The organism is Streptomyces zaehneri (assembly GCF_032248645.1).
GTDB lineage: Bacteria > Actinomycetota > Actinomycetes > Streptomycetales > Streptomycetaceae > Streptomyces > Streptomyces coriariae.
In genome coordinates, this window is record NZ_JASTTJ010000003.1 from 371,338 (window position 1) to 384,759 (window position 13,422).

A 13,422-nucleotide genomic window follows, 5' to 3' on the forward strand; every position below is an offset into this window, starting at 1 on the left:
CGGGGAGAGTGTCAAGCCCTCCGGCCTGCTCCGTTCTCCGTGACCGCCGCGTGACCTTCGGCTATCGAAAACTTTTCGAGACGTACCCATTGACGTGACATGGCCCGGATGCCTAACGTCCCGGCAATCCAGTTGAAACCTTTCACGACGCCGTGAGGGCACGTCCCGGGCGTCGTCGAGGAGCCATCCATGACCTACCCGTCCGACGCGGGACCGGCCCCGGTGCTGGCGTTGGAGGACGTAACCAAGTCCTTCGGTGCCGTTCGCGCCCTGCGGGGCGTCTCCCTGGAGCTGTTCCCCGGCGAGGTGCACGCCCTCGCCGGCGAGAACGGCGCGGGCAAGTCCACGCTCATCAAGGCCCTCGCGGGAGTGCACCGACCCGACGCGGGTCGGGTGCTGCTCGACGGTGAGCCCGTCACCTTCCACGGTCCCGGCGACGCCCGCGACGCCGGCATCGCCGTGATCTACCAGGAGCCCACGCTCTTCCCCGACCTGTCGATCGCCGAGAACATCTTCATGGGCCGCCAGCCCCGGCGCGCCCTCGGCCGCATCGACCACAAGGCCACCCACGCGGCCACCGCCGCCCTGATGCGGCGCCTCGGCGTCGAGCTCGACCCCGACCGTCCGGCCCGCGGCCTGTCCATCGCGGACCAGCAGATCGTCGAGATCGCCAAGGCGCTCTCCTTCGACGCCCGGGTCCTGATCATGGACGAGCCGACCGCCGCTCTCACCGGCAGCGAGGTCGCCCGGCTGTTCGGCGTCGTGCGCACCCTGCGTGAGCAGGGCGCGGCGGTGCTGTTCATCTCGCACCGGCTGGAGGAGATCTTCGAGATCTGCCAGCGGGTGACCACCCTGCGCGACGGGGCCTGGATCGCCAGCGAGCCGCTGGCGGACATGACCGAGGACGACCTGGTCCGCCGGATGGTCGGCCGCGACCTCGACGAGCTCTACCCCAAGCAGGACGTGACGCCGGGCGAGGTCGCCCTCAGCGTCCGCCGGCTGACCCGCGAGGGTGTCTTCACCGACGTCTCCTTCGAGGTCCGGCGCGGCGAGATCGTCGGCCTCGCCGGACTCGTCGGCGCGGGCCGTACGGAGGTGGCCCGCGCGGTCTTCGGCATCGACCGCTGGGACGCCGGGGAGGTCGCCGTGGACGGCCGTACGCTGACCAACGGCGCCCCCTCCACCGCGATGGCGGCCGGCCTCGCGCTGGTCCCCGAGGACCGGCGGGCCCAGGGCCTCGTGATGGACATGTCCATCGAGCGCAACATCGGCCTGACCGGCCTGCGGACGACCGTGAGGGCCGGACTGATGGACCGCGGCGCCGAGCGCAGCCGCTCCCTCGACTGGGCGGTCAAGCTCCAGGTGAAGTACGCCCGGCTCGCCGACACCGTCAACACACTGTCCGGCGGGAACCAGCAGAAGGTCGTCCTCGCCAAGTGGCTGGCCACCGGCCCCAAGGTGCTCATCGTCGACGAGCCGACCCGTGGCATCGACGTCGGCACCAAGGCCGAAGTGCACCGGCTGCTCAGCGAGTTGGCCGCCGACGGGGTCGCCGTCCTGATGATCTCCTCCGACCTGCCCGAGATCCTCGGCATGGCCGACCGCGTGCTGGTGATGCACGAGGGCCGGCTCGCCGCCGAGATCCCCCGCACCGAAGCCACCGAGGAAACCGTGATGGCCGCAGCCACCGGGAGGGCCGCGTGAGCGACGCACGCGCGGCCGCCGGGCCGCAGACGAACACGATGCCCGCGCCTCTGCGCCGCGCGGGCGCAGAAGCGAACGAAGGGGGCACGGCATGACGGTGACCACCTCCCACGAGGCCCCCGTCGCCGACGTGCCGAAGTCCAGCGGCACCCGGCTGGTCGACCGCGTCTTCAAGATGCGCGAACTCGCCATCCTGGTCGTCTTCCTGGTGATGATCGCCGTCACCCAGGCCGGCAACAGCGAGTTCCTGTCCGAGCAGGGCATCAAGGACCTGCTGCTGAACGCGACGATCCTGGTGCTGGTCGCCACCGGCCAGTCCCTGGTCGTCATCACCCGCAACGTCGATCTGTCGGTCGGCTCCACCCTGGGCATCAGCGCCTTCACCGCCGGCACGTATCTGCAGGGCGGCGGCAACCCGGTGATCGCGATCGTGCTGGCGATCCTGCTCGGCATCGGCTTCGGGCTCCTCAACGGCCTGCTGGTCAGCCTCGGTCAGGTGCCCGCCCTCGTCGTCACCCTCGGCACGCTGTACATCATCCGCGGTATCGACTCCATCTGGGTCGGCTCCCGCCAGATCACCGCCGCCGACCTGCCCGACTCCTTCGTGGACTTCGGCTCCGGCGGGCTGTCCGCGGTGCCGTGGCTGGCGCTCATCGCGCTCGCCGTCCTCATCGCCACCGCGTACTACCTCAAGCACTTCGGCAGCGGCCGCGAGCTGTACGCGCTCGGCTCCAACCCGGAGGCCGCCCGGCTCGCCGGCATCCCGGTCCGCAAGCGGATCCTCGCCGCGTACACCTTCTGCGGCGGCCTCGCCGGCCTCGCGGGAGCGATGTACCTGGCCCGGTTCGGCAACGTCGACTCCGGGACCGGCAACGGCTACGAACTCACCGTCGTCAGCGCGGTCGTGGTCGGCGGCGTCGTCTTCACCGGCGGCTCCGGCAGCGTCTACGGCGCGGCCCTCGGCGCGCTGCTGCTCACCTCCATCAACAGCGTCCTGCCCGCGCTCGGCGTCAGCTCGGTCTGGGTGCTCGCCATCAACGGCGTGCTGCTCCTGCTGGCCATCGCCGTCGACCGGGTCGTCGCCCTGCGGGTGGCGACCGCGCTGAAGAAGAAGTCGGCCGCGGCCAGGACCACCACCGCCGCCCCCGTGAAGACCACCGCCAAGAAGGGAGACGCCGGCCATGCCTGAGTCGCTCACCCGCGCCGTCCGCTGGGACACGGTCGTCGGCGCCCTCCTGATCGTCCTGCTGCTGTTCTCGTTCTCCTTCGTGGACGGCTTCGGCAACGCCCTCAACCTGTCGTTCCTGATCGGCAACACCCTGCCCATCGCGCTCATCGCACTGCCGATGACCCTGCTGGTCGTCTCCGGCGAGATCGACCTGTCCGTCGCCTCCACCGCCGGGCTGTCCGGCGCGGTCATGGGCGCCCTGTGGAACCAGGGCCTCACGATCGAGGCGATCATCCCGATCTGCCTGCTGCTCGGTGTGGTGTGCGGGCTGGTCAACGGCCTGCTCGTGACCCGCCTCGGGCTCCCGTCGCTCGCCGTCACCATCGGCACCATGGCCGCCTACCGGGGCATCGCGCAGATCGTGCTCGGCTCCGACGCGGTCACCGACTTCCCCACCCAGTACCTGGACTTCGCGGCCGGCCGGCTCGGGGACACCTTCCTCCCGCAGGCCCTCCTGCCCTTCGTCGTCCTGCTCGCGATCGCCGTGGTCGTCCTGCACGCCACCCCGTTCGGCCGCTCGCTGTTCGCGATCGGCGCCAGCGAGGAGGCCGCCCGGTTCGCCGGCATCCGGGTCAGGCGGCACAAGCTGATCCTGTTCACGGTGACCGGCCTGCTGGCCTCCCTCACCGGCGTCTTCTGGGCACTGCACTACGCCAGCGCCCGCTACGACAACGCCACCGGCCTCGAACTCTCCGTCATCGCGGCCGTCCTGCTCGGCGGTATCGACTTCGACGGCGGCAAGGGCACGCTCGGCGGCGCGATCGCGGGAGTCTTCCTGCTCGGCGCCGCGCAGAACGTGATGAGCCTCCAGGACGTCTCCGCACAGTCGCAGATCGTCGTCACCGGCGTCCTGCTCGTCGTCTCCGTGCTCGGCCCCCGGGTCGCACGGCAGATCTCCGTCGCACGGGCGGGCCGTAGAGCCACGGCCCCGACTCCGACGGTCTAACCCCGCTTCGCTCACCCTCGTAAAGGAACCCCGTGATGCGCAAGTCATCCCTCCGTCGTGCCTGTGCGGCCCTCGCCGCCGTCTCCTCCCTCGCGCTCGCCGCCACCGCCTGCGGCGGCACGACCAAGGAGGACGTGAAGAACGAGAGCACCGGCGCCGCCGTCTCGGCCGGCAAGGCCGACCCGAACGCGGCCACCAAGAAGGGCCTGACCGTCGGCTTCCTGCCCAAGCAGGTCAACAACCCCTACTTCACCAGCTCCGACAAGGGCGGCGAGGCGGCTCTGAAGGAACTGGGCTCCAGCTACAAGGAGGTCGGCACCAACAGCGGCACCGACACCTCAGGCCAGGTCTCCTACGTCAACACGCTGACCCAGCAGCAGGTCGACGCGATAGCCGTGTCCGCCCAGGACCCGGGCGCCCTGTGCACCGCGCTCAAGCAGGCCATGAGCAACAAGATCAAGGTCGTCACCTACGACTCGGACACCAACCCCGAGTGCCGCAACGCCTTCGTCTCACAGGCGTCCGCCGAGGACCTGGGCCGTACCGAGGTGCAGCTGCTCGCCGAACAGATCGGCTACAAGGGCGAGATCGCGATCCTGTCCGCCGCGCAGACCGCGACGAACCAGAACACCTGGATCGACTTCATGAAGGACGAGCTGAAGGACGCCAAGTACAAGGACATCAAGCTCGTCAAGGTCGCGTACGGCGACGACGACGCCCAGAAGTCCTTCCAGCAGACCCAGGGCCTGCTCCAGGAGTACCCGAACCTGAAGGGGATCATCTCCCCGACCACCGTCGGCATCAAGGCGGCCGCCCAGTACCTGTCGGGCTCCAAGTACAAGGGCAAGGTCAAGCTGACCGGCCTCGGCACCCCGAACGACATGCGCACCTACGTCAAGAACGGCACCGTCGAGGCCTTCGAGCTGTGGGACCCCGCGAAGCTCGGCGCGCTGGCCGCCCAGACGGCGGTGGCGCTGGTCTCGGGCCAGATCACCGGCGCGGAGGGGGAGACCTTCAAGGCCGGCACCACCACGTACACCATCGGCAAGGACGGCGTGATCAGCCTCGGCAAGCCGACCGTGTTCGACGCCAAGAACATCGACCAGTTCAACTTCTAGTCGCCGGACACCTCAACCCCCCACGGAGGAGCGGTACTTCATGCAGCGCGTCTGTTTCCTGCTCAAGGTCCGACAGGACCGGCTCGCCGAGTACCGCGAACGCCATGCCGCCGTGTGGCCGGAGATGCTCGAAGCTCTCTCGGCCACCGGCTGGCACAACTACTCCCTGTTCCTGAGAGACGACGGCCTGCTCGTCGGCTATCTGGAGACAGCGGACTTCGCCGCCGCCCAGGCCGGCATGGAGGCCGCCGACGTCAACGCCCGTTGGCAGGCGGAGATGGCCCCGTTCTTCGAGTCGCTCGACGGGGCCCGGCCCGACGAGGCGATGAAGCCTCTCACCGAGGTGTTCCACCTCGCCTGACCCCCCTACCCCTCCCCGCTGTTCCCCGCTGTTCCCTCTGCTTCCCGCTCTCGCAGACAACGGAGTCCCCCGAGATGAGACGACGCACCCTGCTGGCCGGCGCTCTCCTCAGTGCCGCGGCATCCCCCGTCCTCGCCGCCGGCACCGCCCGCGCCGCCGACCCCGGCCCCTCGGTCACCAGGAAGGCCACCACCCAACTCGACGCCACGGCCGTGTTCTTCGTGTCCTACGACGGCCTGGTCAACAACAACTCGTTCCAGAAGAACGGCCTGTTGACCTACAAGGGCTACCAGTACGCCGCCTGGTACACCTCGACCAGGAACGCGGTCGTCGCCCGTCGCGTCCTCGGCGGCACCACCTGGTCCACCGTCACCCTCTCGCACCAGCTCAAGGCCAGCGACTCGCACAACGTCATCTCCATGGGCGTCTCGAAGGTCGACGGCCGTCTGCACCTCAACATGGACTCCCACAGCGACGGCTTCTTCTACGTGAAGTCGGTCGCCGGACTCCTGGACAACCCGGCGGCCACCTCCTGGACGTCGTCCGTCTTCGGCGCCGTCCAGACCACCCTGGACGGCCTCGCGCTCACCACCCAGTTCACCTACCCGCAGTTCATCGCCACCCCCGAGGGCAGGCTCCAGCTCGGCTACCGGGTCGGCATCTCGGGCAACGGCCGCAACGCCCTTGCGGAGTACGACGGTTCGACCTGGACGAACCTCGGCGAGTGGTCCAGCTCGACCGGCACCTACACCAGCGAGCACGGCTCCTCGACCGTCCGCAACATGTACCTGCACGGCATGGACTACGACGTCAACGGCCGGCTGCACTCCTTCTTCACCTGGCGTGAGCAGAACGGCGCCGTGATGTGCTCCAGCGGCGGCATCACCAACCACGACACCGGCTATGTCTACTCCACCGACCGCGGCCGCACCTGGCTGAACAACGCGGGCACCGTCGTCGGCACCACGGGCGGCTCCGACAAGGTCGCCGTCACGGACGCCGGACTCGTCGTGGACGCGCTCAACCCGGACCACTCCCTGATGAACCAGGAGAGCCAGGCCACCGGCTCCACCGGCCTCCCGCACGCGATCATCAGCTATGTCCCCGGCCGCTTCGGTCAGTGCACCACCGACTACGTCAGCGACCGCACCGCCAACGGCCGCGCCTTCCATCTGCGCAAGAACGCCTCCGGGAGCTGGCAGAAGACGGAGATACCCGTCGTCCTCGGTTCCAGCCAGCGCACCAAGCTGGTCCTGGACAAGTACGACAACGCGTACGCGATCTTCCCCTTCGGCCGGATCGCCGGCGCCTCCAAGGCCTCCGGCTACACGGACTGGACCGTGCTCTTCGACGGCAGCGGCCTCAACGCCTTCGGCGAGGTCGTGATCGACGAAATGCGCGTCAAGGCCGACAACGTGCTGTCGTTCATGTACCAGGAGAAGTCGAGCGGGACGACCCCCTCGGCGCTCCACGTCGTCGACTTCGCACTGCCCGCATGACCCGAATCCGACCCATGTCCGTACTCGGAAAGGGGTGCGGCGCAGTGACGGTAATGTGAAGGCCGTCCCGCCGTATCCCGTTCACCTGGAGGTCCCCGCCTGATGGCCCAGCCGGTGGGAATCAAGGACGTCGCCCGTGCCGCCGGAGTCTCCGTCGGCACGGTGTCGAACGTCATCAACCGCCCGGACACCGTCGCCACCGAGACCCGGGCGCGCGTGCTGTCGGCGATAGACCGGCTCGGCTACGTGCGCAGCGAGTCCGCCCGGCAACTGCGCGCGGGCCGCAGCCGGATCATGGGGCTGCTGGTCCTCGACATGGGCAACCCCTTCTTCGTGGACGTCGCCCGCGGCGCGGAGCGGGCCGCCCGCGACGCCGGGCTCGGTGTGATGGTCTGCAACAGCGCCGAGAGCGCCGGCGAGGAGGCCGAGTACCTGTCGCTCTTCGCCGAGCAGCGGGTGCGGGGTGTGCTGCTCACCCCGGCCGACGCGACCGGCCGCAACATCGCCTCCTTCCGCCGGCACGGCATCCCCTTCGTACTGGTCGACCGGGTCTCCGAGGGCACCACCGAGTGCTCGGTGTCGGTGGACGACGTGGCGGGCGGCGCGCTCGCCGTACGGCATCTGGTGGACGCCGGGCACCGCTCGATCGCCTATGTCAGCGGCCCGCCCGGTTTCACCCAGGTCCGCGACCGCCGCACCGGAGCCCTGAACGCGCTCGCCGAGGCCGGCCTCGGCCCCGAATGCCTGCGTGAGCTGCCCACCGAACGGCTCGACGTGGCCGCCGGGCGGGACGCGGGCGCCCGCCTGCTGGGCCTCGGCGACCGCCGCCCGACCGCCGTGTTCTGCGCCAACGACCTGCTCGCCCTCGGCGTGCTCCAGGCGATGTACTCGGCGGGGGTGAAGGTGCCGGAGGACCTGGCCATCGTCGGCTACGACGACATCGAGTTCGCGGCCGCCGCGGCCGTCCCCCTCACCTCGGTCCGGCAGCCCGCCGTCACGATGGGCGCGCTGGCCGCCGAGATGCTGCTGGAGGAGACCGAAGAAGGAGGAGCAGGAGGAGCAGGAGGGGCAGGAAGTGCGGGCGCCGGCCGGCACGAACACCGGCGGGTGGTGCTCCAGCCGGAGCTCGTGGTGCGCAGGTCCAGCCTCTCGGCGCGCTGAGCGACGGTTCAGTAACCGTGCTGAGTGCCCGTTCAGTAGCCGTTCATGATCCCCCGGGCTCCTGCACCGCCCGGACATGTGCTGAACTGGGACGCGGCCCTTACACCGATCGTCCCGGGAGCCTCCGTTGTCCGTCAGCTACCGCCAGCCCGGCGTCGTCCTCACCGACCGTCGCTTCACCGTCCCCCTCGACCACGCCGACCCGGGCGGAGAGACGATCGGGCTCTACGCCCGCGAGGTCGTCGCGAGCGAGAAGGCGGACCAGGACCTGCCCTGGCTGCTCTACCTCCAGGGCGGCCCCGGCTTCGGCGCCAACCGGTTCGTCGGCAGGCCGGCCTGGCTCGGGCGGGCGCTGAAGGAGTACCGCGTCCTCCTCCTCGACCAGCGGGGCACCGGCCACTCCACCCCGGCCAACCGCCAGACGCTCCCGCTGCGCGGCGGCCCGGCCGAACAGGCCGACTACCTGGCGCACTTCCGCGCCGACTCCATCGTCCGCGACTGCGAGCTGATCCGCCCGGAGGTCACCGGCGGCGCCCCCTGGACCGTGCTCGGCCAGAGCTTCGGCGGCTTCTGCACGGTCGCCTACCTCTCCTTCGCGCCCGAGGGACTCGCCGCCGCCCTGATCACCGGCGGTCTGCCCGCGCTCGACGCGCACGCCGACGACGTGTACCGCGCCGCCTACCCGCGCATGGAGCGCAAGGTCGCCGCGCACTACGCCCGCTACCCGCAGGACGTCGACCGCGTCCGCCGGATCGCCGACCACCTCCTCCACCACGAGGTGACCCTCCCGAACGGCTACCGCCTGACCGTCGAGGCTTTTCAGACGCTCGGCATCCTCCTCGGCGGCGGCGAGGGCAGCCACCGTCTGCACCACCTCCTCGAAGAGGCCTTCGTCCCCACCCCGCACGGCCCGGCGCTGTCCGACGCCTTCCAGGAGGAGACGCAGGGCCTGCTCTCCTACGCCGGACACCCTCTCTACGCCCTGGTCCACGAGGCGATCTACGGCCAGGACGGCCGTCCCACCGCCTGGGCCGCCGACCGGGTGCGCGCCGAGTTCCCGCAGTTCGACGCGGCGAAGACGCTCACCGGTGACGGACCGCTGCTGCTCACCGGTGAGACGGTCCACCCCTGGATGTTCGACACCGACCCCGCGCTGCGCCCGCTCCGCGAGACCGCCGAGCTCCTCGCCGCCCGCACCGACTGGCCGCCCCTGTACGACCCCGCGCGCCTCGCCGCCAACGAGGTCCCGGTCGCGGCGGCGATCTACCACGACGATCTGTACGTCGACACCGCACACTCCCTGCGCACCGCCCGCGCCATCCGCGGCCTGCGCACCTGGGTCACCGACGAGTTCGAACACGACGGCGTCCGGGCCGGCGGCCCCCGCGTCCTGGACCGGCTGCTCGCCCTCGCCCGTGACGAGGCGTGACGCCTTCGTCACCGGTTAGTCTGCGGGCATGACCGAGCCGACGATCACCCAGCTCCAGCCCATGCCCGAGGACTGGCGGCGCGCCCTCGCCGTGGTGGCGCACCCGGACGACCTCGAGTACGGGTGCGCCGCGGCGGTCGCCGCCTGGACCGACGCCGGCCGCGAGGTCGCCTATGTGCTGGCGACGCGGGGCGAGGCGGGCATCGACACCCTCGCGCCCGCCGAGTGCGGTCCGCTGCGCGAGCGGGAGCAGCGGGCCAGTGCCGCCGTGGTGGGTGTGTCGACGGTCGAGTTCCTGGACCACCGGGACGGCGTCGTCGAGTACGGTCCCGGCCTGCGCCGCGACATCGCCGCCGCGATCCGCCGGCACCGTCCCGAGCTGGTGATCACCCTCAACCACCGGGACACCTGGGGCGGGGTCGCCTGGAACACCCCCGACCATGTCGCGGTCGGCCGCGCCACCCTCGACGCGGCCGGGGACGCCGGGAACCGCTGGATCTTCCCGGAACTTCTGGAGCAGGGCCTGGAGCCCTGGAACGGCGTGCGCTGGGTCGCGGTGGCCGGCTCCGCGACGCCCACCCACGCCGTGGACGCGTCGGCGGGACTGGAGCGGGCGGTGGGCTCGCTGCTCGAACACCGCGCCTATATCGAGGCGCTGACCGACGAGGAACCGGAAAGCTATGTAAGGAGCTTCCTGACCGGGGTGGCGCAGTCGGTGGGCGAACGGTTCGGCGGCCGCCCGGCGGTGGCGTTCGAGCTGTTCAACCGATAATCGGGCAGGTCGGCCCGTATCGCATGCGTAGGCTGGACGGCATGCAAGACAAGACGGTGGACCGGACCGGACTGCGCGGCGACTGCGAGAACTGCTTCGGCCTGTGCTGCGTGGCCCTGCCCTTCGCCCGCTCCGCGGACTTCGCGATCGACAAGCCCGCGGGCAGGGACTGCCCCAACCTCGGCGAGGACCACCGCTGCGGGATCCACGCGCGACTGCGGCAGAGCGGCTTCACCGGCTGCACGGTCTACGACTGCTTCGGCGCCGGGCAGAAGGTCTCGCAGCTCACCTTCGGCGGCCGGGACCGGCGTACGGCCGCGCCCGAGGACGCCCGCCGGATGTCCGAGGTGTTCCCGGTCGTCCGCCAACTCCACGAACTCCTCTGGTACCTCACCGAGGCGCTCGGCCTGCCCGCCGCCCGCCCGATCCGCGGCGAGCTGCGCCGGACCCTGGCGAAGACCGAGGAACTCACCCGGCTGTCCCCTGACGAGCTGCTCGCCCTCGACGTCCCGGCGCACCGTCAGGACGTCAACGTGCTGCTGCTGAGGACCAGTGAACTGGCCCGGGCGGGCATCCCCGGACGCAAGAAGGAGCGCCGGGGCGCCGACCTGATGGGCGCCCGCCTGCGAGGCGCCGACCTGCGGGGCGCGAACCTGCGCGGCGCCTGTCTGATCGCCGCCGACCTCACCGGCGCGGACCTGCGCGGAGCGGACCTGATCGGTGCGGACCTGCGCGACACCGGCCTCGCCGACGCCGACCTGACCGGCGCCTTCTTCCTGACCCAGCCGCAGCTGAACGCGGCCCGGGGGAGCGCGGGCACCAGGCTGCCGGAGTCAGTCACCCGCCCCGTGCACTGGACAGCGGGTCTCTGAGGGCGCCGTCTTTGCGCCGACCGTCCCGCCGGACGGCGCGGGCGTCGGTGCCGTCGTCGGTGTGCGCCGGTCCAGGTGCATCCGCAGCCCCTCCGGCATCAGCGTCAGCCGTTCCGTGACCCGCAGCCGGTAGGCCGGGTCGGGCCGCAGCTCGTAGCGGCGCAGCAGCAGCCCGAGCACCAGCGTGGCCTCGTGCAGCGCGAACTGCCGTCCGATGCAGGCCCGCGCCCCGGTGCCGAACGGCTTGAAGGTGTGCGGGGCACGCGCGCGTACGGCCGCCGCGTCGAAGCGGTCCGGGTCGAACCGGTCGGCGTCCGGCCCCCACGCCTCGGGGTCCCGGTGCAGCATGGCCGTCAGGATCAGCGCCCAGCCGCCCCGCCGCATCGGGTGCTCCCCGCCCAGCACGGTGTCCTCCCGGGCCTCGCGCGCGAACGCGGGCGCCGTCGGCCACAGCCGCAGCGCCTCGTCGAGGACCCGGCGCACGTATCGCAGCTTCGCGACCTGCTCGTACCCCGGCACGGTCGCGTCCCCCCACACCCGGTCCACCTCGGCGCGGGCGCGGGCCGCGATCTCGGGGTGGAGGGACAGGTAGTGCAGGGCGAAGGAGAGCGCGCCCGAGGTGGTCTCGTGGCCGGCGACCAGGAAGGTGACGACCTGACGGCGCACGTTCTGCGCCGACAGCCGTTCGCCCGTCTCCGGGTGGGCGGTGTCGAGCATCCGGTCGAGCAGGTCGCCGTCCCCGTCCCTCTCGCCGTCGCGGCGCGCCCGCACCAGCTCGTCGACCGTGCGGTTCAGGTAGGCGATGTCGGCCTCGTTGCGGCGCGTGGCCCGGCGCAGCAGGGCGGGGGAGGGCACGGTGTTGAGGCGCTGCGCGTAGGTGAGGGTGCCCACCATCGCCGTCACGAAGGGGTGCGGCCGGGCGCGCTCGAAGGAGGCGAAGTCGTGCCCGAAGCCGGTGCGGGCGATCGTCTCCAGGGTCAGTTTGGTCATGTCACCGGGCACGTCCACCGCCCGGCCCGCGGCCAGTTCCCCGTCCCAGTGTCCGGTGAGCCGCTCCGCCACGTCCAGCATCATCGGGTGGTAGGCCGCCATGGCCTCCCGGCTGAACCCCGGGGCCAGGACGTCGTGGGCCAGTTGCCAGTTCGGTTCGTGGTTGTACGCCGTGAACAGGGCGTCCCCGACGACGGGCCGCAGATTGGCGATGCCCAGCCCCACATGCTTGGCGAACCGCGTCTCGTCGGCCATGTCGGCGGCCAGCCGGGCGCCCCACACGAACACGAACTCCCGGCCGAACGCCTTGCGGCGGAAGATCGGCCCCAGCTGCCCGGCGTACCGCAGGGAGTCCTGGAGGGGCGTGCGCCTGCTCGCGCCCAGCACGTCGCCGAGCAGGGGGAGCCGACGCGGCGGATGCGGTATGCGCTCCAGCTCGGGCCATCCGAGCTCCGCGCTGCGGAACCCCTTCGGCAGGACGTCCCCCGACGCGGGCCCCGCCGTCCCCGTCGTCCCTGTCGTGGCCGGTCCAGCCGTCGTCCCCGTCGTCTCCGCCATGACGCGATCTCCCTTGATGCAGCGGCAGGTTGAGCATGTTGTACGTGGGTTCAATAGCGGGCTCAGTCTGCTGCCGCTGTTGAACCGGCGTCAAGTAAAGTGCGGGGATGGCCGCGAACCAGGGGGAGCGCACCCGGCGCCGACTCAGCACCGAGGAGCGCAGGGAGCAGCTCCTGTCGGTCGGCGCACGGCTGTTCTCGGAAAGCCCGTACGACGACGTGTGGATCGAGCAGGTCGCCGAGATCGCCGGGGTCTCCCGGGGGCTGCTGTACCACTACTTCCCGACCAAGCGGGACTTCTTCGCGGCGGTCGTGGAGCGGGAGAGCCGGCGGATGCTGCGCATGACGGCGGCGGTTCCCGGTGTCCCGGTGCGCGTGCAGCTGGCGTCCGGCCTCGACACCTACCTGGCGTACGTGGCGGCCCACGCCCACGGCTACCGGGCCTTCCACCGCGCCGACGCCTCCGGCGACCAGGCCGTGCGCCGGGTCTACCGGCAGGCGCTCGCGGCGCAGGAGCGGCAGATCCTGGCGGCGCTCGGCGCCGACCCGGAGTTCGGCCCGGTCTTCGAGGAGCGCCCCGACGTACGGCTGGCGGTGCGCGGCTGGCTGGCGTTCACGACGGCGGTCTGCCTGGAGTGGCTGCGGGGGTCGGACCTGTCACGGGAGCAGGTGGGGGAGTTGTGCGCGCGGGCGCTGCTGGGGGTCATCGCAGGCCCGGTGTGATCGCCGGCCGGCGCCCACGTCGCCGAGGCCGGGCGGCAGACTTCCCGGTCGCACAGGGTGCG

12 protein-coding genes are annotated in these 13,422 nt (G+C 71.3%); 11 read left to right on the forward strand and 1 reads right to left on the reverse strand.

Annotation, left to right across the window (positions count from 1 at the left end; translation table 11 throughout):
- The first annotated feature begins 189 nt into the window (after positions 1-189).
- From QQM72_RS07370 to QQM72_RS07415, 10 genes are all read left to right on the forward strand, one after another.
- Positions 190-1,704: a sugar ABC transporter ATP-binding protein gene (locus QQM72_RS07370; RefSeq protein WP_314219968.1), complete on the forward strand. Its 1,515-nt coding sequence runs from the start codon at positions 190-192 to the stop codon at positions 1,702-1,704.
- Between the two features lie 91 nt (positions 1,705-1,795).
- Positions 1,796-2,893, forward strand: a complete 1,098-nt coding sequence (locus tag QQM72_RS07375; RefSeq protein WP_314219969.1) for an ABC transporter permease — start codon at positions 1,796-1,798, stop codon at positions 2,891-2,893.
- Entirely contained in the window at positions 2,886-3,878 is a 993-nt protein-coding gene (locus QQM72_RS07380) for an ABC transporter permease (protein ID WP_314219970.1), read from the forward strand. The genes QQM72_RS07375 and QQM72_RS07380 overlap by 8 nt, the downstream gene beginning before the upstream one ends.
- A 35-nt stretch (positions 3,879-3,913) precedes the next feature.
- Complete coding sequence (rhaS, locus tag QQM72_RS07385; protein WP_314219971.1) at positions 3,914-4,996, forward strand: rhamnose ABC transporter substrate-binding protein; 1,083 nt, start codon at positions 3,914-3,916, stop codon at positions 4,994-4,996.
- A gap of 40 nt (positions 4,997-5,036) precedes the next feature.
- Positions 5,037-5,357 (forward strand): L-rhamnose mutarotase, encoded by a 321-nt coding sequence (locus QQM72_RS07390; protein WP_314219972.1) that lies wholly within the window; start codon positions 5,037-5,039, stop codon positions 5,355-5,357.
- A gap of 74 nt (positions 5,358-5,431) precedes the next feature.
- Positions 5,432-6,856, forward strand: coding sequence for a BNR repeat-containing protein (locus QQM72_RS07395; RefSeq protein ID WP_314219973.1), 1,425 nt, complete (start codon positions 5,432-5,434; stop codon positions 6,854-6,856).
- 102 nt (positions 6,857-6,958) lie between these two features.
- Positions 6,959-8,017 (forward strand): LacI family DNA-binding transcriptional regulator, encoded by a 1,059-nt coding sequence (locus QQM72_RS07400; protein WP_314219974.1) that lies wholly within the window; start codon positions 6,959-6,961, stop codon positions 8,015-8,017.
- 127 nt (positions 8,018-8,144) lie between these two features.
- Positions 8,145-9,446: an alpha/beta fold hydrolase gene (locus QQM72_RS07405; protein ID WP_314219975.1), complete on the forward strand. Its 1,302-nt coding sequence runs from the start codon at positions 8,145-8,147 to the stop codon at positions 9,444-9,446.
- 28 nt (positions 9,447-9,474) lie between these two features.
- Entirely contained in the window at positions 9,475-10,218 is a 744-nt protein-coding gene (locus QQM72_RS07410) for a PIG-L deacetylase family protein (RefSeq protein ID WP_314219976.1), read from the forward strand.
- Positions 10,219-10,259: 41 nt separating this feature from the next.
- Positions 10,260-11,090 (forward strand): pentapeptide repeat-containing protein, encoded by an 831-nt coding sequence (locus QQM72_RS07415; protein WP_314219977.1) that lies wholly within the window; start codon positions 10,260-10,262, stop codon positions 11,088-11,090.
- Here QQM72_RS07415 and QQM72_RS07420 read toward each other — a convergent pair.
- Complete coding sequence (locus QQM72_RS07420; protein ID WP_314219978.1) at positions 11,052-12,638, reverse strand: cytochrome P450; 1,587 nt, start codon at positions 12,636-12,638, stop codon at positions 11,052-11,054. The genes QQM72_RS07415 and QQM72_RS07420 overlap by 39 nt on opposite strands.
- Positions 12,639-12,745: 107 nt before the next feature.
- On the opposite strand from QQM72_RS07420, the gene QQM72_RS07425 reads away from it, so the two are divergent.
- On the forward strand, positions 12,746-13,360 hold the full coding sequence (locus QQM72_RS07425; protein WP_314219979.1) for a TetR/AcrR family transcriptional regulator: 615 nt from the start codon (positions 12,746-12,748) through the stop codon (positions 13,358-13,360).
- Positions 13,361-13,422: the final 62 nt, after the last annotated feature.